Raw genomic sequence first — 18,437 nt, 5'->3', positions numbered from 1 at the left:
AGCAGTCTTTATCGCAGACCGCAATCTTCGGCTTTGTTTTCGGGTGTCGGAAGGTCCAGATTCAGATCACGAAAGCGGCGCGCATCGCCGCAAAACCCGAGGACATCATCATGGATATCGCCCTGCGCGCCGCTCCGGCTGGAGCGCGCCCGGCCTTGCCGTCGCTTGTCGGCGTCATCGCCTCTCTCTTCGCCGACCGGCCGGCGCGTCGCGCGGCCCGACCGCTCGACGCCAACAATGATCGCCAGCTCCGCGATCTCGGCCTCCAGTCGGGCGCCTACGATCGGCCCGACTGGAAGAGCGTTCCCTCGAACTGGCTCGGCCCGATCTGGTGACACGCATGCGTGGCGCGAACGGCGGCCATGCCTGATCGCGCCTCGCCTGCGACCGCGGGGCGCGCTGGAATTGCGGCGCAGGCGGGATAGGCTCCCGCCCGCCTCCCTTCCAGGAATCGTCCCATGCAATTCCGTACTCTCGGCCGTTCGGGCCTGCGCGTGTCCGTTGTCGGCCTCGGCTGTAATAATTTCGGCGCGCGCATTGACAAGGAATCGTCGCGCAAGGTGATCGATCGCGCGATCGAACAGGGGATCACCTTGTTCGACACCGCCGACGTCTATGGCGAGCGCGGCGGCTCCGAGACCGTCATGGGCGAATTGCTCGGCGACCGTCGCAAGCAGATCGTGCTGGCGACGAAATTCTGTTCGCCCATGGATGATGTCGGCGTCAAGAAAGGCGGCTCGCGCCGCTACATCATGAACGCCGTCGAAGACAGCCTGAAGCGCCTGAAGACCGACTGGATCGATCTCTATCAGATTCACCAGACCGACGCCGAAACGCCGATCGAAGAGACGCTGCGCGCGCTCGATGATCTCATCCATCAGGGCAAGGTGCGCTATATCGGCTGCTCGAACCATGCGGCCTGGCGCGTCGTCGAAGCGGCATGGACTGCAAAGACTGAGCACCTCAACCGCTTCATCTCGGCGCAGGACGAATACAGCCTGCTCGTGCGCGACATTGAGAAGGAATTGGCGCCGGCGCTCGTGCAATACGGGCTCGGCCTCCTGCCCTACTTCCCGCTGGCGTCGGGTCTGCTCACCGGAAAATACCAGCGCAACAAGCCGCTGCCTTCAGGCACGCGTCTCGCCAACACGCAGCGCCTTGCCGATCGCTATCTCACGGACAGCAACTGGCCGAAAGTCGAGAAGCTCAGCGACTTCGCCGAGACGAGCGGCAAGAGCATGGTCGAGATCGCCTTCGCCTGGCTCCTGTCGCGCCCCTACGTGTCGAGCGTCATCGCCGGCGCGACCAAGCCCGAGCAGATCGACGCCAATGTGAAGGCGGCCGAGACTGTGCTGACGCCGGAGCAGGTGGCCGAGATCGACAAGATCACGGCGTGACGCCGGATTCCTCGCCGACGACCCGTTGCGCAATCGCCCACGCGACGATCGCAATGACGGCGCCGGCGATCAGGTCGACGAAATAATGGCCGCCTTCGATCGGCGTCGCTGCGAGCATCGCAAGATTTAGCACCAGCGCCGCCCAGCGCAGATAGGGAACGCGCCAGAACGCAATCGTTATCAGAATCGCGCAGATCGCATGGAAGCTCGGAAACGATACGAGGCCCTTCGCTTCCGCCATCTTGACGCTGGTCAGCGATCCCGCGCGCAGCTCATGCACGGACTGCGCGAAATCCCAATTCGGGCGAATATTGAGCAATGAACCGGTCGACGCCGCATGAAATTCTCCGGCGCAGACCGACGGCATGAGCGTCGCGATCGCCATGGTGACGATGGCCGCAAGCCCGAAACTGAAGATGAACGCGTCAAGCCGCAGAAACGCCCTCATGGTCGCGAGCGCAAGCAGCAGCAGCGCGATCTGCGGCAGCATGGAATAGTAGGTGCAGGCGAGTACGGCATAGAAGCGAGGGTGCGCCTCATAGAATTTCAACAGCGAAACCCAATCCAGGCCAAGCGCGCTATCCCAGCGCGCGAAAGTCGCATCCCACAGCGGCAATCCGGCCGCCGTCGCCGCGTATGATAAGGCGCCGCCGAAGTAAGTCGTGAGCACGATCTCAGGCACGCCGCGCAACAGGCGTGAGAGACGCGGATCCGGGCGGAAGACGCCGTAAACGCAGGAACCCGCCAGCGCCGCCGCGGCGACGGTCAGGTTGAAGGCAACGTCGCGCACCACGAGACTCAGCCCGACAATCGGAAATGTGACCGCGACGCTGAGCGCAAGGAAGAGAATCACGCCCCAGATGGCGCGCGCGCCCGGGTCGGCGATAACGCCCTTGAGCCAGGACAAGACAAGCGATGAAGGCCGCGCAGCGACCGCCGCCTGAACCGATGCTACGCTCACCGCCCTTGCTCCATGCGCCATTGAGCGGAACTGGCCACAGCGAGGTAAAAATTCCCGTAAAGCAGCCCCGCGAGCTGACGTGGACGGCGGTCGCTCGGGCCCCTAAGAGGAAAAACTTCGATAACCGAAGGCGCTGGGAGAAAATTTAATGCTTAGCCGTCGTTCGGCGCTGACCCTCCTGGGCGGCGCGCTGACCGCGCCGTCGATCGCGCGGGCGCAGACCTTCCCGGTCAAGCCGATCCGCATGATCGTCGCCTATCCCGCCGGCGGCCCAACCGACGCCATCGCCCGCTTCGTCGCGCAGGACATGGGCCCGGCGCTCGGCCAGAACGTCATCGTCGAGAACATGGCGGGCGCTTCCGGCGCGGTCGGCACGCGCTTCGTCGCGCGCGCCGAGCCTGACGGCCATGTGATCACCTTCGGCAACAACCAGACCCATGGGAACAACATGTTCCTCTTGAAGGAGCCTGGCTACGACGCGATCAAGGATTTCGCGCCGCTGGCCGGCGCTGGCGCTTTCGAACACGCCTTCGTCGTGCGCAAGGACCTGCCGGCGAAGAATTTGCAGGAATTCATCGCGCTGGCGAAATCCAAGCCCGGCGAGTTGAACTACGGCTCGACCGGCGTCGGCTCCGGCTCACATCTCTCGACCGAGCTCTTCATGACTCGCACCGGCATCAAGATGCAGCATGTGCCGTTCCGCGGCGCGGCTCCGCTGGTGCAGGAGATGATCGCTGGCCGCATCGACATCGCGAATTCGACGCTTCCGTCCGTGATCTCGCAGATCCAGGGCGGCGAATTGCGCGCTCTCGGCATCGCGAGCCCGCAGCGCAACGCGCAGGTGTCCGACGTGCCGACGCTCCGCGAAGGCGGCGTGACCAACGCCGACGCCTCGTCCTGGACCGGCTTCTTCGCGCCCGTCGCCACGCCGCAGCCAGTGCTCGACCGGCTGTCGAGGGAAATCCTCGCCTCGCTCAACAAGCCGGAAACGAAGGAGCGCCTCATCAAGCTCGGCTTCTCGCTCCAGCCGCGCGAGCCTTCTGCATTCCGCCCCTTCCTCGCCAACGAGATGGAAGTCTGGTCGGATGTGATCAAAACGGCCGGCGTGAAGGCGGAGTAGCTCCGCGCTCATAAATCGCAGCCGCGCCCCTTGCCAGCGCGCGGATAACACGGAATCAAACCGACATACTTTCAAGGCGCGCCCGCTCGCGGCGCGCATTTCCGGAGCATGACGATGGATTTTAGGACGCTCGGCCGCAGCGACGTGAAAGTCTCGGCCATTTGCCTGGGCACCATGACCTGGGGCCAGCAGAACACCGAGGCCGAAGGCCATGCGCAGATGGACATGGCCGTCGATCACGGCGTCACCATGTTCGACACCGCCGAGCGTTATTCGATCCCGCCGAAGCCGGAGACCCAGGGCTCCACCGAGCGCATCATCGGAAACTGGTTCAAGTCGCGCGGCAAACGCGACAAGATTGTCCTCGCGTCGAAGGTCGCGGGGCGTTCCGACGACACTTATATGCGCAATCCGCCGGCGCCGGCGCGCGTCACACGCAAGCAGATCAACGAAGCGGTGGAAGGCAGCCTGAAGCGGCTGCAGACCGACTATCTCGATCTCTACCAGATTCACGCGCCGGATCGTCCCGCCTTCTGGGGCTCGAACCCGACGCAGTTTAGGGTCAATGACTTCAAGCCGGCGAGCGACGAGACGCCGTTCGAGGAACAGCTTGGCGCGCTCGACGATCTCGTGAAGGCGGGCAAAATCCGGTTCGTCGGCCTCTCCAACGAGAGCCCGTGGGGCGTGATGAAATTTCTGCAGGCGCATGAGACGAAGAACCTCGCGCGCGTGCAGACGATCCAGAATTCCTACAACCTCCTCAACCGCACTTTCGAGACGGGCTTGGCCGAAGTGTGGCTGCGCGAGCAGGTCGGCCTGCTCGCCTATTCCCCGCTTGGGCAAGGCTATCTCACCGGCAAATATCTCGACGGCGCGCGCCCGGCCGGAACGCGCACAACTTTGTTCAATCGCGGCCAGCGTTACGAAAAGCCCGGCGTCGATGACGCCATTCGCGATTATGTCGCGCTGGCGCGCGATCTCAAGGTCGAACCGGCGGCGCTCGCCATCGCCTTCGTGACGAGCCGACCCTTCCTGACCTCGAACATCATCGGCGCGACCTCGCTCGATCAGCTCAAGATCATTCTGTCGTCGCTTGAAGTGAGGATCACGCGCGAGATCGAAAGCCGCATCGATGCGATCCATCAGGTGCGCGGCAATCCGGCGCCATAAGTCAACGCATCATCCCGCGCGCTGCGTCACGACCTGATGCAGCGCGCGGGGCGGCGTTGATCAGCCGGCCGGAGCGTTGATCGCCAATTGCGCGGCGAACGCCCTGACATAAGCGGGCCGCGCCTCGCCGCGGGCGACATAGGCGGCCAGAGTTGAAAATTCATCGAGCAGGCCAGAAGGCCTCAACCTGAGCAGCACCGAAACCATCAGCAGGTCGCCAGCGCTGAATACGCCGTCGAGCCAGTCCGCATCGCCAAGGCGAGCGGAGAGCTGTGTCAGCCGGCTTCGAACACGATCCTTGACCAGAGGCAGGCGCTCCTTGCTCCAGGGCTTGTCGCCCTCGAAAATTCTCGCCGTGACGAGTTCAAGGATCGGCGGCTCCACCGTGTTCACCGCGGCGAACATCCAGGTGATCGCGCGCGCCCGAGCATTGGAATCTTGCGGCAACAAGCCTGCATGGCGTTCGGCGATGTGAAGCACGATCGCGCCCGTTTCGAATAGCGCAAGATCGCCTTCCTCATAAGTCGGAATCTGACCGAAGGGATGAAGCGCGAGATGCGCGGGCTCCTTCATCGCGTGAAACGAAACGAGGCGAACCTCGTAGGGTTGGCCCGCTTCTTCGAGCGCCCAGCGAACGCGCGTGTCGCGCGCCAGTCCCTTGCCGCCATCGGGTGACCGTTCAAAGGCGGTGATGGTGATGGTCATCGCTGGGCTCCTCCTTCGTTGAAATCATCGGCGCCGGCGCCGGCAGGTTGTCAAGACAAACAGGTTGAAAGCGAAGATGATCCCGCTTCCGGGATGACTGGCCCAACCGGAACATTCCTCCCGCGTCCCGGTTCGGCCATGATCGCCGACAACGATGGGCGTGGAGAATTTCGATGACGCGTCTCGCAAGGATCGCAGCCGCCCTGCTCGCTCTCGCGCCGCCCGCGCTGGCGCAGCAGCCGCAGCGCTTCACGTCCGAGAAAGCGAATTTCACCGTCGAGACCGTGGCGCGCGGGCTTGAGCATCCCTGGGGTCTCGCCTTCCTTCCCGACGGCCGCATGATCGTCACCGAGCGCGCCGGACGCGTGCGCATCGTCGCGCGGGATGGAACGCTCTCGAATGCGGTCACAGGCGCGCCGCGCGTCGATGCACGCGGCCAGGGCGGGTTGCTCGACGTCGCGCTCGATCCGAAATTCCAGGAGAACCGCTTCGTCTATTTCTCCTTTGCGGAGCCGCGCGACGGCGGAAAGAACAACACCGCGCTCGCCCGCGCAAAGCTGAGCGAGAAGGGTGACGGGCTTGAAGGCCTGACGACGATCTGGCGGCAGGAACCGAGCATCGCGAGCACGGCGCATTTCGGCTCGCGCATCGTGTTCGCGCGCGACGGCTCGATTTTTCTGACCGTCGGCGAGCGTTATTCGCAGCGCGACGAGGCGCAGAATCCGGCGAATACGCTCGGGAAAATTATTCATCTCACCAGCGACGGCCAGCCCGGCCCCGGGAATCCCGGCGCGGCGAAAAGCTGGAATCCCTTCATCTGGTCGATCGGCCATCGCAACGTGCAGGGCGCAGCGCTGCATCCCGTGACGGGTCAGCTCTGGACCGCGGAGCATGGCGCGCGCGGCGGCGACGAGATCAATCATCCCGAGGCCGGCAGGAATTATGGCTGGCCCGTGATCACCTATGGCGTCGATTATTCCGGCGCGAAGATCGGCGTCGGCACGCACAAGGAGGGCATGGAGCAGCCCGTGTTCTACTGGGATCCGTCGATCGCGCCGTCAGGCATGATCTTCTACACCGGCGATGCGTTTCTCAATTGGAAAAGCAGCGCCTTCGTCGGCGCGCTCGCGGGACAATTGCTCTCGCGCCTCGAATTCGACGGCGACAGGATCGTCCATGAAGAGCGATTGCTGCGCGGCTTCGGTGAGCGCATCCGCGATGTCAGGCAAGGGCCGGATGGGCTGATCTATCTGCTTACCGACAGCCCGCAGGGCCGTGTGTTGCGGCTGAAGCCCACCGATTAAAGTTGTGCGCCTGCGGCGCAGGTTTCTTGCACTGGGCCCAGGTCTCCATTCCGCTCGACATACGTCTCGCTTCATGGAACCGGGGACGACGAGGCCTCCTTGTTCCGCGCTGAAGCTGTCTCCGTCCCCGGAACGGTGCAGCGAAGCGGAACCGTGTCCGGGGCCTAGCGCAAGGCTTGCGAGCGACAGCGAGCCTTCGCCTTTCAATCCACGATTGCGAGACGCGGCTCCAGCGTCAGCACCACGCAGTGATGACCGAGCGCATCGCCGCCAAGCGCCCAGTGGCGCTTGGGATAGCGCGCCATCAGCGGCTTTTCATAAAGCTCGACCGCATCCGCGCGGCAGAGCAGGAATTTCGGCGCGGCGACGATATCCTCGCGATCGATGATCGCCATCACGCGCCAGTCGCGATGAGCGACGAGAAAATCCTTCACGGCCGTGACGAGGAAAGGGTAGCCGGGATGCAGCATATCGTCGAGGCAAATCAGCCCCTTCGGATGCATCACCTCGACCGCGATCGAGAGATCATGCAACAGGGCTTCCGGCGTATGGTCGCCGTCGATGTGATAGAAGCGCGCCGGCCCTGAAAGCTTCGCCTTCATATCGGCGGGAAGGAGCGACGACGCATCGGTCTTCCACGCAATCGAATGTTCGGCCGACAATCCGTAGCGCCGGCAGTTCGCCTCGAAATGCTCAAGCGTCTTCTCGCTCGGCCATTCAAAATTATCGACGCCGATCGCGCGCTCGCTTGCTTTCAGCGCCAGCGCCAGCGCGATGAAATAACGCCCCTGAAACGTGCCGATCTCGACAAAATCTCCTTCGATCCCGTTCTGGCTCTGATGCAGCATCAGCCAGGCAGAGATCGCGCCGGCGAAACGCGAGGACATGCCACGCACATGCGTATAGCCTTCGTCGAGATAACGATCGAGCGCGCCGGCGCCGGTTCTGAGATCAAGATCGAGGAGACGGCTCATGCGCTGTGTCCCTGAAAAATGAACCAGGCGCCGGCCGCGATCAAAGCGAAGCCGACGGCGTGGTTCCAGCCCAACGGCTCTTTCAGCCATAGCACGGAGAATCCGGCGAAGACGATGAGCGTGATCACTTCCTGCATCGTCTTGAGCTCCGCGGTCGAATAGACCTTCGAGCCGATGCGGTTCGCCGGCACCGCAAGCCAGTATTCAAAGAAGGCGAGCCCCCAGCTCACCATCACCGCGATCCAGATCGGCGACGATTTGTAGTTGAGATGCCCGTACCAGGCGAACGTCATGAAGACGTTCGACGCTACAAGCATCACGATCGGCAAGACAAGAGGTGACGAGAAGAAGGACATCGGGAACCCGGATCAAATATCTTGGCGGAAGAAGGGAAAGCTTTGCACGATCGCGTCACCCATGCCTGAGCTTCAGCGCGACGATGACGCCGAGCAGCGGCACGCCGATGATGTTGGCGATGATCAGCGGCCAGGAGATGATGGCGACGCCATAGATGAGCCAGAGCGTGTTGCCGACCAGCAGCGCGAGATAGGTCGGCAGCGAAAGGCCCGTGGTGTCGCGCGTGCTGATCGTGCGCCAGGCCTGCGGTATCCAGCTCGACGTTGTCAGGATCGCGGCGATGGTTCCCAGGATTTCAATGATGGCGAGGCTCACCTGGCGCCCTTCCGTTTCGGATTCATCGCTACGAGGCAGAGGATTTCAAACAGCATCTGCGCGCCGTTCTGCGCCGTCACCGTCGTTGAATCATATTGCGGCGCGACCTCGACCACATCGCCGCCGACGATATCGAGGCCAGCAAGGCCACGCAGCAGTTCGAGCGCCTCGCGCGGCGTCAGCCCGCCGACCTCGGGCGTGCCTGTGCCGGGCGCGAAGGCGGGGTCGAGCGAATCCACATCGAAGCTGACATAGGTCGGCCCGTCGCCGGCGACCTCGCGCGCTTTCCTGATCACAGCGGGAATTCCCATCGCCGCGGCTTCTTCAGCATGCAGCACCGTCATGCCGGAGGCGTAGGAGAACTCCCAGAGATATTCGGCGCCGCCGCGGATGCCGATCTGGATCACGCGTTCGGGATCAAGCACGCCGTCGAGCACCGCCTGCCGGAACGGTCCGCCATGATGGAATTTCGAGCCATCATATTCGCCGCCGGTGTCGCAATGGGCATCGATATGGATCATGCCGACAGGGCGCTTTGCGCCGACCGCCTTCAGGATCGGCCAGGAGATCGAATGATCGCCGCCGACGGTCAGCGGCGTCACGCCGGCCTCGACCACCTTCGCGAGAAACGCCTCGATGTCCTGATGGCACTCCTGCAGATTGTAGCGGCTGCGCATGGGAATATCGCCGACATCAGCCGCAGTCAGTTCACCAAAGGGTACGCATTTCAGCGCGTGCTCATAGGGGCCGATGCGCTCAACCGCGCGCACAGCGCGCGGACCCAGCCGCGAACCCGCGCGGTTCGACACTCCGAGATCCATGGGAGCGCCGATCAGCGCGACATCGAGACCAGCAAAATTCGTTTCAAGCGCGTCCGGTTTGAACGGCGCGCCGAGCAACGTCGCGGGATCGGCGAACGGCCATTTGCGCCGGTCGCCGTCTTTGAATTGCAGCTTCGCCACGCGCGCGAATTCGGGATTGGCGATGTCGCCGCCCTTGCCGTTGGCGAACTGCGCGCGCAGGCGCGCGAGCTTGGTTGCGTCGATCATGAAGGCTCCAGTCGCCTGAACCGAGGCCTGTCATTGCCGGAGTTGCGCAGGCGATCAAGCGCCGCCCGCGCATCGCAGAGCGGCGGATTCGCCGCGCGGACTGTCCTTACGCCACCAGCCCCCGCATCGGCGCGAGCTGCTCCGTGCCGGGGAAAACCTGCTCGGCCAGGATCGCGGCGGAGAGGCCAAGATGGTCCATCATCACGCCCTTCAGCATCGCCCGGACATCCGTCGTCGGCTTGAGATCGCGGCCCTCGAAAAGCTGACCCTGCGCGAGGCCCGGCCAGTCCGCGACTACGCGACCGCCCTTCACCGCGCCGCCGACGAGGAAAGCGACGGTGCCGGTGCCATGGTCGGTGCCCGTGGTGCCGTTGACCCGCGCGGTGCGGCCGAACTCGGTGATGACGGCGATGATCGTGTCTTTCCAGGCAGGCCCGAGATCGCTTTCGAATTCGGCGAAGGCGCTGTCGAGGCCGCCGAGTCGATTGGCGAGCTGGCCGGTCGCCGCGCCTTCGTTGGCATGCGTATCCCAGCCTTCGAAGGCGAGCGCGGCGACGCGGGGCCCGGTATCCGCCGCCATCAGCTTCGCCGCGCCGGCTGCGATCATCTTCATGCCCTGGGGATCGGCGGGGCCGCCCTGCTGCTTCATGTCGCCCATGCCGGATTGGGTGGCGAGCTTGTCGGTTTCCAGACCCTTCGACAAAGCGCGCGCCAGCGCCTGATCCTTGCGCGCGTAGAGATCCATCACGCGCATGGCGAGATCATCATCGGCGCGCGGCAGCGTCTGCGGCGCCCAGCCAAGCACCGGCGCCGGCCCGCGCGCGACCAGCGGCGCGATCGGCCCAACGCCAAGCGCGCCCTTCTGCGCAATGCGTTCGCCCGGCGGCAGCGCGGCGAGCGCGCGATTGAGCCAGCCCGATTGCGTCAGGCCGACCTTGGGCTGGCCGCTCTCCAGCACATCCTGCCCGTCGAAATGCGAACGTTCGCGATAGCCAGTTGCGGCCGCATGCACGACAAGCGCCTGCCCCGCTTTGTAGAGCCGCGCGAAATTCGGCATCGCCGGATGCAGCGCGAAAAAACCATCGAGCGGCAACGCGGGATGATCGCCAGATGTCGACAGCGCGATCGCTTCGCGCAACGCGGCGTAACCGGGATCGCCGATCGGTGCGACGGCCGACAACCCATCAAGCGCGCCGCGCAGAATGATCGCGACGAAGCGCGGATCGCGCCCGCCGGCGGCGTGCGCATATTTCGGGATGAAGCTCCAGGCGAACAAAGCGCCGGCGCTGCCGAGGATCGCGCGGCGCGAGGGATGGATGCGGTCTTCACACAGAAGCATCGACGCTCTCCTATCGCCGCTGGAATTCGGGCGACATCAGCATTAGCGCGATGCCTTGCGGCCGGCTTTCCGCGCGCGCCACGGCCTGTCGCGTTTCAGTTGAAACGATCGGGCCGATCGTCTGCTCAAGCAGTTCGCTCGGATTGAGCGAGCCCGGCGTCTGGCGCGCGATGGCGGAGGCGAAATCGAGCCTGACCTTCATGCCGTCAGGCGTCGCCCATTGCGCCTCCGCATCGCCGAAACCGTTGGGGCCTGAAGGATTCCAGAGATCGTGACCCATGAGACGCGAGACGTTGAGCGCCTGCCCGATATCGAATTTGCGACCCGTCGCGCGCACCGCGGCGACGACGAATTCCTGCGGCGAGCGCAGCTTCATCGGCGGCGTCTCGAGCGCTTCTTTCGAGTCAAGCAGCGCGAGCGACACGGCGGCGAGATCGCCTTGCGTGTCGCGAAACGTCCTCGCGAGCCTGTCGACGAGCGATTGCGGGGGATCATCAGCCACGAAATGTCGCGCCAGCTTGCGCGCAATGAAGAGCGCGGTCGAGGGATGGCGCGCAATGTCGATGAGCGCTTTTTCACCCTGCTTCACGCCTTCGTCGCGATAGGTCTTGCCGAGGAGAGTCTGATCGCCAGGCTCATGGCGATTGCCATTGAAGCGGAATTCGCCAAGTTCGCCATCCTCATCGAACTGATTGATGACGGTCCACCCCGTGATGATCTTCGCGAGCGTGGTGACGTCGGTCTGGGAATAGCCGCCGCCGACGCCGAGCGTATGCAGCTCCATGATCTCGCGCGCCAGATTTTCATTGAGGCCGCGGCCGCGCCGCGCGCCGGCGCGCGAATTCGCGCCCACCGACTGCCTGTTGTCGAGATAGATCAGCATCGCCGGATGCTTCTCGACGGCGAGCAGCATGTCCGCGAATTTGCCGAACACATGCGGCCGGATCGCCTCGCGCTCGAAACTTCCCGCCGTGACGCGATTGGGCTGGCCCTTGCTCACCGCGACACAAAAGTGGTTCGACCAGAACCAGACGAGCCGTTCCGCAAATCCGGTTTGCGCTTCGACCGCGCAGCGGAACCGCGCATCGGCCTCGTTGCGGAAAATGAGCTGCGGAATTTGCGCCATCGGCGGCGGCTTGTTGATCGCGGGAACGGGCGTTGCGATCGAAGCGACCTTCTGGCCGGGCTGTCCGACCGGCGGCTGCATCGCCTGTTGCTGCTGGCGCGCTTCCTCTAGGGCGACGGCGGCGGCGCGCTTGCGCTGAACCTCGGTGCGGAATTCGTCGAGCTCGCGCAACGCCTGCGGCGTTGAAACGAGATGATCGCCTGTCGGCTCCGCGACCGCCTTCGCGCGCACGATCTGCCGCATGGCATCGAGCGCATCGCCGCCAAGCGCGGCGAGATCGCCGGGGCGCGGCCCGAAGCCGAATCGCTGCAGCGCTGCGATGCTGCGCGCATCGGAATTTCGATCGGCCATATCAGGCTCCGGATCGCGTCGCGTGCTCACGCTCGCCGCGATTTCAGACTTTTGCATGGCCTGGTCGCGACGTCGTTGTCGCAGCCTCGCACGGCGGAAATGAACCCGGCGTCAACGTCTGATGAAAAATCGCTCATCTCCTAGAGAAGGAGGGCGACATCGCCAGCCCTCCTTCTCGGTTGAAATGTGAAGGAGGACCGGCGACCCGGCCCTCCTTCCCGGGCTCAGTTGCAGCCGCAGCCGTGACCAAGACCGCCGATGAGGCCGTTGAGAACGCCCGTCTTGTTGCCGACGATCGAGATTGGCGCGTTGACCTTGTTGCCGCTGGCGATGCTGTTGCCGCTCAGCACCGCGACATTGGTCGTGGGCGCCACCTTCACGTTGGAGATCGCCGTCGTGACGGGAATCACGACGCCGCTCACCAGCCCACCCCGTCCGCCAGCGAAGGCCGGCGAAGAAGCGATCGCCGCAACAGCGGCGAGAACGAAAGCGTACTTCATTGGAACCTCCTCAGTTGCCGCCTCCGGACATCGGAAACGGTGAGGATCGAAATAGTTGTATGAAATTTTTTATACAACCAAAGCGATATTTTAATGATAACGGGTAATATTACCTCGTTTGAATTCCGAAATTCACGCCGACAAACGCTAATGAATACATGATATCGCGCGATTAATAGTTATATATACTTTCGGTTGCAGCGCGCTTTAACAGAACGTTAGTCCTAATTGTCTGATGCTCCATTTCAGCAGCGGAGCGTCCCATGTTCCTTTGTTTGATGAAGGCGCGCTGCGCCGCCGCGGCGCTCTGCGTGGCGACGATTTTCATTTCCTCCGCGCGCGCCGACGATATCTCGGCCGCCTCGATCGGCCTGCGCGGCGGCTATGATTCCAATCCGGCGAATATCGAAGGCGGCAAGGGCTCGGCGTTCGTGACGCAATTCGCCAGTTGGGATTTCCTGCGCGGCTCGGACAAGGACGGCTATGGCGTCACGCTGAACGCCGCCGCGACCTTCTACGATCCGCGCGTGCTCGCCGCGGCGCTGAACAATGCGGCGACCTTCCGTCACGCCGTCGCGCTCGGCGACAATCTTCTCCTGCGCAGCACATTGTCGGCGACGCAGGAGCAGACATGGTCGCGCCGGCAGAACGCGCTCACCTGGCGCGAGCGTCTCGATTATGAGCGCGGCCAGCTCAGGCTCTTTCTCAGCGCCGATACGAAACTCACTTCGCTCAACGAGCGCAACATCTTCGCGCTCGGCGGCTTTCTGCCGAGCGACGAGAATTTCGCCACGCTCACGCTGCTTCCGGGAATCGCCTGGCGCACAGGCGAAACCGAGATCGGCGTCTCCTTCGCCGCGTCGCGGACGCGCTATCTCGAAGAGTTCGACTATATCGGCCTGCGCCGCCGCAACGATCGCTGGCAGCCCAATCTCTTCGCCTCGACGCTTCTCTGGGGCGCGAAGCTCGAAGGCTCGCTCTCCGCCTTCAACGCGAAATTCCCCGACCGCGATTTCGAGGGCGTGCGCCGCATCCTCTACACCGCGAAGCTCACCGCGCCGATCGACAGGGTGACTCTCACCGCCTCGTCGGGACGCAGCGCCGAGGATACGACGCTGCCCTTCTCCGTGATCAACATCTCGACCTCGCACGAGGCGCGCGCATCGCTCAGGATCGACGACAAATCGAGCTTCGATCTCTTCGCCCGACGCAAGACCGACGATTATGTCGGGCTCGATGCGAAATCGACCACGCTGACAGCGGGCGCCGAATATCAGCGCGTGATCGCAAAGGATCTGACCGCCCTTCTCGCCGGCTCCTGGCGGCGCACGCAGGAAACGGGCGCGCCCGTCGTCGACGCCTTCAACCTCCAGATCGGGCTGCAGACGCGCTTCGACATCGCGGGTGCGAAGCCCGCCTCGTGACGCGCGAAGACGCTCACGAATCTTTGCAGCCACGCGCATCCGGCAGGCCGCGCCCGCTGTATCCCTTGCATGCGCGCTCACGCCCTTCCCGGCTTCGCCATGCCCGGTCTCGCGCCCTCTCAGCTCTTCATCGCGCTGAACGCAGGTGGCGGACGGGTTTCCTATGCGCCGGGTCGTGCGTTAGCTTCGCCGCTTCGGGAGGATTCGGCCGGGATGGCGGACGATATCGACATCGCCAAAGCCATCGCCGGCTGCGCCGCCGGCGATCGCAAGGCGTTGAAATCCATCTATGACAGGGAAAGCCCACGCATGCTGGGCGTCGCTATGCGGCTGCTGCGCCGCCGCGCGCTGGCCGAAGAGGCGGTGCAGGACGCTTTCGTGCTGCTCTGGACTCATGCCGCCAGCTTCAACCCGCTGAAGGGCGACGGCCGCGCCTGGCTCTATGCTATTTTACGCCATCGCGCCCTCAACATCCTGCGCGGCGAGAGCCGGCTCGAAACGTCGGAAGAACCGATCGGCGAGAACGAGGCGAGCGAAGAAGAGGACCCTGAGACCGTGGTCAGCCGCCTCTCCGACGCCGCCAAGCTGCGCATCTGCCTCGAAGGGCTGGAGCCCGACCGTCGCAACGCCATTGTTCTCTCCTATGTCAATGGCCTCAGCCACAGCGAGCTGGCGGAGAAGCTCGGCATGCCGCTCGGCACCGTGAAATCATGGCTGCGGCGCAGTCTCATCGCGCTCAGGGAGTGCATGGGATGACCGACCGCGCGCCCACTCCCGCCGACGCCCGCGACCTGCTCGCCGCCGAATATGTGCTCGGACTGACCGAGCCCGCCGATCTCCCGCGCGTCGAAACCCTGATCATGCGGGATTCCAGTTTCGCTGCGGCGGTGGCGAACTGGCGCGGACGGCTCGCGCCGCTCGATCTCACCATCGCGCCGATCGAGGCGCCGGCCTCGCTCTGGGCCGGCGTTGAGGCCGCGCTGGCGGAGCTCGAGATCAAGACGACAGAACAGACGCATCATGCGCCGGCCGAATCCGCGACGCCGGCGCCCGAACCGGCTCCGGCCCCGCCTGCTCCCGCTGCGCCTGTCATCGCTCCTCCTGTCGCGCCCGCCCTGCCGACCATCGAGCCGCGCATGCCGGCGCCGCCGCCGCGACCCATGCGCGTCGAAACCCGCGAGTCATTTTTTGCTCGCTGGTGGGCGTCGCTCGCCTTCTGGCGCTTCGCTGGTCTCGCCGGCTCCTTCGCCGCGATCGCGCTCGCTGTCGGTCTCGCCTACACCTACCGGCAGGCGATGCGGCAGCCGGTGCTGATCGCCGTGCTGATGTCACCCGACGGCAACCAGCCGACCGCCATCGTGCACGCCTTCTCCGATGGCCGCGCCGACATGACGCCGCTCGTGCAGTTCGACATTCCCGCCGGCAAGGTGGTGGAGATCTGGACGCTGTGGGACAAGGCGCTGGGTCCGCGCTCGGTCGGCCTGCTCGACCGCACTGGCCGCATGACGCTGAAGCTTGAGGGATTGCCGACGCCGAAGCCCGGCCAGGTCTTTGAGATGACGCTTGAATCAGCCGGCGGCTCGCCGACCGGAAAACCCACGGGTCCCGTGCTCAACAAGGGCGAAGCGACGACGGCGTTGTGAGGCTGCTCACTGCGCGAGAATGATTAAAGTTCTCGAATGAAATGCAACATCGGCACGCTTCCTTCTCCCCTTGCGGGAGAAGGTGTCGCTGCGCTCGGCGCAGCGACGGATGAGGGGGGAAACTCAATATGGAGCGCGCAATGTCCCCCTCACCCGTCGCCTTCGGCGACACCCTCTCCCGCAAGGGGAGAGGGTGTCGCACGGCGCGATAGAGTTTCCACGTAACGTCTGCCGCTTTTCACAAACACTCGGCAAAGCACGCTGCGAACAGCTACTTTGCGGCGGCTGACGAATGAACGTGCATGCGACCGACAATCACCTCATCCAACACTCTCACCTCCGCCCTTTTCCACCCCTCTTCGTGCTTCTTCCAGTAGGCGTCCTTTAATCTCATCGAGATCGGCCCCGGTCGATCATTGCCAAGGATCGTCTTGCCCACGCGTGAAACAGGCATCACGCCGCCAGCGGTCGTCGCGGCGAAGACTTCATCGGCGTTCTCCAGCATCGCGCGCGGCACAGGCGCAACGGACGCTTCGATCCCCATCATCGCGCAGAGTTCGATGACCGATTTGCGCGTGATCCCTTCAAGGCTGCCGCGATCGGGCGTGATGACCTTGCCATCCTTCACCACGAAGATGTTGAAGCCCGGCCCTTCCGTGACGAAGCCCTCGGCGTCGCAGAGCGCCGCCGTATCGAAGCCGTTGTCGTGCGCCTCGAACAGGCCCGACGTCAGATCGCTCCACTGATAATTCTTCACCGTGGGATCGACCGACGCGTCGGGAACGCGCGGCGTCGAACCGATGAAAAGATGCGCGCCGCGCTCCTGCACGTCTTTCGGAATCACATCGATCCAGGGAATGGCGTAGCAGACGAGATGATTGTCGCAGTCGGCCGGGCGACGCGAACCATAGACGCGCGGCCGTCCCCGCAGCGCCACCATGGCGACATAGGCGTCGGCGAGGCCGGACAGCGCGACGCATCGATGCAGGATCGATTCGATTTCCGCGCGATCCTCCGGCGGCTGCAGGCGCCGCGCCGCCATCGAGCGCATGAAGCGATCGAGATGATCGTCGAGCCGGAAGAAGCCGTTGCGAAAGACATGCACGACGTCATAGACGCAGTCCGAACGCGTGAAGGCCCAGTCGGTCACCGGGATGGCGGCTTTGGCGATCGGAACATATTGGCCGCGCATATAGGCCGCGCCGTCGCGAAATCTCGTGATGTCCATTCCGCCGTCCTCCGCAATCGCGCTGATTGTGCGCGGAATGCGCACGGAGTCACGATCGAAATGACTCAGCGGAAGCTCGCCACGCGCTGTTGCGGACAACAGGCGCGCGGCGCTTCCCCCCGCCCTTAACTTCCCGGTAAGAAATGGAGCAGACGATTCGGTTGGGGTAAGAGCCTGTTTGGGAATTGGGATGGGTGCTGCGTTGAGCGACGAGCGAGCGGATGACAGGAGGAGGCTCGCCAATGTCTGACGACATTGGCGAGCCTTCCGACGCATCAGTCGCCGTTCGATGCTCAACCCATAGGGCTGCGCCGCTTTTCGCCGCCCGGTTCGTCGCCGATCTCGGCCGTGCGGCCTGCACGCCCTTCGATCAGGCTCCTGCCGGAGCGACGAAAATCGGCTGCAGCGCAGCCCCATCCGAACTCCCAAACAGGCTCTAAGTGGACGAGTTGCAATGAGCGACAAGAAATCCTGGGTCGAGAAGCTGAATTCTGCAAAGCCGCATGAAGTGACGAAAGCGCCGATGGCGATCGGCGGGGCGAAGAAGGGCGACAAGCTGCTGATCCCTTCGCCGCAGATCATCGCCGACGAGATCAAGGCCATTCCGGAAGGGGAAAGCCGCGACATCGAACAGTTGCGCGTGATTCTCGCGGCGAAGTTCGGCGCCGATGTCGCCTGCCCGATCGCGATGAACATCCAGCTCCGCATGGTCGCGGAAGCAGCCTACGAATCGCTTGGCGCCGGCGTCGCGATCGCCGAGATCACGCCCTTCTGGCGCGTGCTCGACGAAAAGGAGCCGCTGACGCAGAAGCTGTCCTGCGGCGCCGATTTCGTCCGCCGTCGCCGCGCCATGGAAGGCGTGACGCAGGCCGCGCCAAAGGCGATCGATGAAGATGAAGAGCGCCGCGAGCGTTTCAGATCGAAATCGCTCTGGGCCTGAGGCGCGGCGCAGAGACGCGGGGCGGCCGCTTCGTCATCGAAGAAGTGGAATGTCATTTGACATCCACCAGGTCCCGCCGGGAACGTCAGGGAGTCGCGCGCATTCCTCCTCAATAGGAGGACTACATGGCCACCCAGATGCGCAAACCTGCACCGCCAAGCGGCGTCGTGACCGGAAAGCCGCTGATCGAAAGCGATCGCGTCGATGGAACGACAGTCTATGACCCGCAGGGCGAGAAGATCGGCGTCATCAGGCGGATGATGATCGACAAGATGAGCGGACGCGTCGCCTACACCGTGATGGCGTTCGACACCTTCCTTGGCTTGGGCGGCAGGCAGTTCGCCCTTCCCTGGAGCAAGCTCACCTACGACACGTCGCTTGGCGGCTTCCGCACCAACATCACGGAGACGCAGCTCCGCGACTCCCCTGACATCGATTATTCCGACCGCAAGCGCGAGCAGGAACTGCACGATTACTGGAACGTCCCGTACTATTGGGGCATGTAATCAAGACTTGATTTCTGGAAGATGCGCC

The 18,437-nt window shown here is 63.9% G+C and carries 20 protein-coding genes; 10 read left to right on the top strand and 10 right to left on the bottom strand.

Going from position 1 to position 18,437, the window contains the following annotated elements; all coding sequences use genetic code 11:
• Positions 1–110: 110 nt before the first annotated feature.
• Positions 111–335 carry a hypothetical protein gene (locus L8F45_RS02230; RefSeq protein WP_342361257.1) on the top strand — a complete coding sequence of 75 codons (225 nt, stop codon included), beginning with the start codon at positions 111–113 and terminating at the stop codon, positions 333–335.
• A gap of 123 nt (positions 336–458) precedes the next feature.
• Positions 459–1,397 (top strand): aldo/keto reductase, encoded by a 939-nt coding sequence (locus tag L8F45_RS02225; protein WP_342361256.1) that lies wholly within the window; start codon positions 459–461, stop codon positions 1,395–1,397.
• Here the strand turns inward: L8F45_RS02225 and L8F45_RS02220 are convergent.
• The gene (locus tag L8F45_RS02220) at positions 1,387–2,358 is read right to left on the bottom strand and encodes a phosphatase PAP2 family protein (RefSeq protein WP_342361255.1); all 972 of its coding nucleotides are present in this window, start codon (positions 2,356–2,358) and stop codon (positions 1,387–1,389) included. The two genes, L8F45_RS02225 and L8F45_RS02220, sit on opposite strands and share 11 nt — an antisense overlap.
• Before the next feature lie 148 nt (positions 2,359–2,506).
• Between L8F45_RS02220 and L8F45_RS02215 the strand changes: the two genes are divergently transcribed.
• Together L8F45_RS02215 and L8F45_RS02210 are read left to right on the top strand one after the other, a co-directional pair.
• A complete protein-coding gene (locus L8F45_RS02215; RefSeq protein ID WP_342361254.1) occupies positions 2,507–3,478 on the top strand; it encodes a Bug family tripartite tricarboxylate transporter substrate binding protein in 972 nt (323 codons plus the stop codon).
• A gap of 114 nt (positions 3,479–3,592) precedes the next feature.
• Positions 3,593–4,648: an aldo/keto reductase gene (locus L8F45_RS02210; protein ID WP_342361253.1), complete on the top strand. Its 1,056-nt coding sequence runs from the start codon at positions 3,593–3,595 to the stop codon at positions 4,646–4,648.
• A 60-nt stretch (positions 4,649–4,708) separates the two neighbouring features.
• Here L8F45_RS02210 and L8F45_RS02205 read toward each other — a convergent pair whose 3' ends face one another.
• Positions 4,709–5,353, bottom strand: a complete 645-nt coding sequence (locus L8F45_RS02205; protein ID WP_342361252.1) for a glutathione S-transferase family protein — start codon at positions 5,351–5,353, stop codon at positions 4,709–4,711.
• A 173-nt stretch (positions 5,354–5,526) separates the two neighbouring features.
• Here L8F45_RS02205 and L8F45_RS02200 point away from each other — a divergent pair, with 173 nt between their 5' ends.
• On the top strand, positions 5,527–6,657 hold the full coding sequence (locus L8F45_RS02200; protein WP_342361251.1) for a PQQ-dependent sugar dehydrogenase: 1,131 nt from the start codon (positions 5,527–5,529) through the stop codon (positions 6,655–6,657).
• 203 nt (positions 6,658–6,860) lie between these two features.
• Here L8F45_RS02200 and L8F45_RS02195 read toward each other — a convergent pair whose 3' ends face one another.
• The 7 genes from L8F45_RS02195 to L8F45_RS02165 all read right to left on the bottom strand — a co-directional run bounded on the left by L8F45_RS02195 (position 6,861) and on the right by L8F45_RS02165 (position 12,668).
• The gene (locus L8F45_RS02195; RefSeq protein ID WP_342361250.1) at positions 6,861–7,631 is read right to left on the bottom strand and encodes a class I SAM-dependent methyltransferase; all 771 of its coding nucleotides are present in this window, start codon (positions 7,629–7,631) and stop codon (positions 6,861–6,863) included.
• Positions 7,628–7,948: a DMT family protein gene (locus L8F45_RS02190; protein ID WP_342361249.1), complete on the bottom strand. Its 321-nt coding sequence runs from the start codon at positions 7,946–7,948 to the stop codon at positions 7,628–7,630. The genes L8F45_RS02195 and L8F45_RS02190 overlap by 4 nt, the downstream gene beginning before the upstream one ends.
• Before the next feature lie 94 nt (positions 7,949–8,042).
• Positions 8,043–8,303 carry a SemiSWEET family sugar transporter gene (locus L8F45_RS02185; protein WP_342361248.1) on the bottom strand — a complete coding sequence of 87 codons (261 nt, stop codon included), beginning with the start codon at positions 8,301–8,303 and terminating at the stop codon, positions 8,043–8,045.
• Positions 8,300–9,352, bottom strand: coding sequence for an agmatinase (gene speB, locus L8F45_RS02180; RefSeq protein ID WP_342361247.1), 1,053 nt, complete (start codon positions 9,350–9,352; stop codon positions 8,300–8,302). The genes L8F45_RS02185 and speB overlap by 4 nt, the downstream gene beginning before the upstream one ends.
• Positions 9,353–9,458: 106 nt before the next feature.
• The gene (locus tag L8F45_RS02175) at positions 9,459–10,691 is read right to left on the bottom strand and encodes a DUF1501 domain-containing protein (protein WP_342361246.1); all 1,233 of its coding nucleotides are present in this window, start codon (positions 10,689–10,691) and stop codon (positions 9,459–9,461) included.
• 10 nt (positions 10,692–10,701) lie between these two features.
• Positions 10,702–12,168 (bottom strand): DUF1800 domain-containing protein, encoded by a 1,467-nt coding sequence (locus L8F45_RS02170; protein WP_342361245.1) that lies wholly within the window; start codon positions 12,166–12,168, stop codon positions 10,702–10,704.
• A gap of 224 nt (positions 12,169–12,392) precedes the next feature.
• Positions 12,393–12,668, bottom strand: coding sequence for a hypothetical protein (locus L8F45_RS02165; protein ID WP_342361244.1), 276 nt, complete (start codon positions 12,666–12,668; stop codon positions 12,393–12,395).
• A gap of 263 nt (positions 12,669–12,931) precedes the next feature.
• On the opposite strand from L8F45_RS02165, the gene L8F45_RS02160 reads away from it, so the two are divergent.
• The 3 genes from L8F45_RS02160 to L8F45_RS02150 all read left to right on the top strand — a co-directional run bounded on the left by L8F45_RS02160 (position 12,932) and on the right by L8F45_RS02150 (position 15,735).
• The gene (locus L8F45_RS02160; RefSeq protein WP_342361243.1) at positions 12,932–14,092 is read left to right on the top strand and encodes a hypothetical protein; all 1,161 of its coding nucleotides are present in this window, start codon (positions 12,932–12,934) and stop codon (positions 14,090–14,092) included.
• A 213-nt stretch (positions 14,093–14,305) separates the two neighbouring features.
• Complete coding sequence (locus L8F45_RS02155) at positions 14,306–14,848, top strand: sigma-70 family RNA polymerase sigma factor (protein ID WP_342361242.1); 543 nt, start codon at positions 14,306–14,308, stop codon at positions 14,846–14,848.
• On the top strand, positions 14,845–15,735 hold the full coding sequence (locus L8F45_RS02150; RefSeq protein WP_342361241.1) for an anti-sigma factor: 891 nt from the start codon (positions 14,845–14,847) through the stop codon (positions 15,733–15,735). Before L8F45_RS02155 ends, L8F45_RS02150 begins: the two co-directional genes overlap by 4 nt.
• Before the next feature lie 271 nt (positions 15,736–16,006).
• On the opposite strand, the gene L8F45_RS02145 is transcribed toward L8F45_RS02150, so the two are convergent.
• The gene (locus tag L8F45_RS02145; protein ID WP_342361240.1) at positions 16,007–16,963 is read right to left on the bottom strand and encodes an aminotransferase class IV; all 957 of its coding nucleotides are present in this window, start codon (positions 16,961–16,963) and stop codon (positions 16,007–16,009) included.
• A gap of 454 nt (positions 16,964–17,417) precedes the next feature.
• Between L8F45_RS02145 and L8F45_RS02140 the strand changes: the two genes are divergently transcribed.
• Complete coding sequence (locus L8F45_RS02140) at positions 17,418–17,903, top strand: hypothetical protein (protein WP_342361239.1); 486 nt, start codon at positions 17,418–17,420, stop codon at positions 17,901–17,903.
• A gap of 125 nt (positions 17,904–18,028) precedes the next feature.
• A complete protein-coding gene (locus L8F45_RS02135) occupies positions 18,029–18,409 on the top strand; it encodes a PRC-barrel domain-containing protein (protein WP_342361238.1) in 381 nt (126 codons plus the stop codon).
• The last annotated feature ends 28 nt before the right edge of the window (positions 18,410–18,437 follow it).

The sequence above is a fragment of the Terrirubrum flagellatum genome (assembly GCF_022059845.1).
In the GTDB taxonomy this organism is placed as follows: Bacteria; Pseudomonadota; Alphaproteobacteria; order Rhizobiales; family Beijerinckiaceae; genus Terrirubrum; species Terrirubrum flagellatum.
The sequence above is the reverse complement of the archived record's forward strand: the minus strand, read 5'-3'. Positions and strand labels throughout refer to the sequence as shown.

Excerpts from the sequence above, each read along its gene's own strand:
- L8F45_RS02230 (WP_342361257.1), top strand. The coding sequence starts at position 111 with ATGGATATCGCCCTGCGCGCCGCTCCGGCTGGAGCGCGCCCGGCCTTG.
- L8F45_RS02225 (WP_342361256.1), top strand. The coding sequence starts at position 459 with ATGCAATTCCGTACTCTCGGCCGTTCGGGCCTGCGCGTGTCCGTTGTC.
- L8F45_RS02215 (WP_342361254.1), top strand. The coding sequence starts at position 2,507 with ATGCTTAGCCGTCGTTCGGCGCTGACCCTCCTGGGCGGCGCGCTGACC.
- L8F45_RS02210 (WP_342361253.1), top strand. The coding sequence starts at position 3,593 with ATGGATTTTAGGACGCTCGGCCGCAGCGACGTGAAAGTCTCGGCCATT.
- L8F45_RS02205 (WP_342361252.1), bottom strand. The coding sequence starts at position 5,353 with ATGACCATCACCATCACCGCCTTTGAACGGTCACCCGATGGCGGCAAG.
- L8F45_RS02200 (WP_342361251.1), top strand. The coding sequence starts at position 5,527 with ATGACGCGTCTCGCAAGGATCGCAGCCGCCCTGCTCGCTCTCGCGCCG.
- L8F45_RS02195 (WP_342361250.1), bottom strand. The coding sequence starts at position 7,631 with ATGAGCCGTCTCCTCGATCTTGATCTCAGAACCGGCGCCGGCGCGCTC.
- L8F45_RS02190 (WP_342361249.1), bottom strand. The coding sequence starts at position 7,948 with ATGCTTGTAGCGTCGAACGTCTTCATGACGTTCGCCTGGTACGGGCAT.
- speB (WP_342361247.1), bottom strand. The coding sequence starts at position 9,352 with ATGATCGACGCAACCAAGCTCGCGCGCCTGCGCGCGCAGTTCGCCAAC.
- L8F45_RS02175 (WP_342361246.1), bottom strand. The coding sequence starts at position 10,691 with ATGCTTCTGTGTGAAGACCGCATCCATCCCTCGCGCCGCGCGATCCTC.
- L8F45_RS02170 (WP_342361245.1), bottom strand. The coding sequence starts at position 12,168 with ATGGCCGATCGAAATTCCGATGCGCGCAGCATCGCAGCGCTGCAGCGA.
- L8F45_RS02165 (WP_342361244.1), bottom strand. The coding sequence starts at position 12,668 with ATGAAGTACGCTTTCGTTCTCGCCGCTGTTGCGGCGATCGCTTCTTCG.
- L8F45_RS02160 (WP_342361243.1), top strand. The coding sequence starts at position 12,932 with ATGTTCCTTTGTTTGATGAAGGCGCGCTGCGCCGCCGCGGCGCTCTGC.
- L8F45_RS02155 (WP_342361242.1), top strand. The coding sequence starts at position 14,306 with ATGGCGGACGATATCGACATCGCCAAAGCCATCGCCGGCTGCGCCGCC.
- L8F45_RS02150 (WP_342361241.1), top strand. The coding sequence starts at position 14,845 with ATGACCGACCGCGCGCCCACTCCCGCCGACGCCCGCGACCTGCTCGCC.
- L8F45_RS02145 (WP_342361240.1), bottom strand. The coding sequence starts at position 16,963 with ATGGACATCACGAGATTTCGCGACGGCGCGGCCTATATGCGCGGCCAA.
- L8F45_RS02140 (WP_342361239.1), top strand. The coding sequence starts at position 17,418 with ATGAGCGACAAGAAATCCTGGGTCGAGAAGCTGAATTCTGCAAAGCCG.
- L8F45_RS02135 (WP_342361238.1), top strand. The coding sequence starts at position 18,029 with ATGGCCACCCAGATGCGCAAACCTGCACCGCCAAGCGGCGTCGTGACC.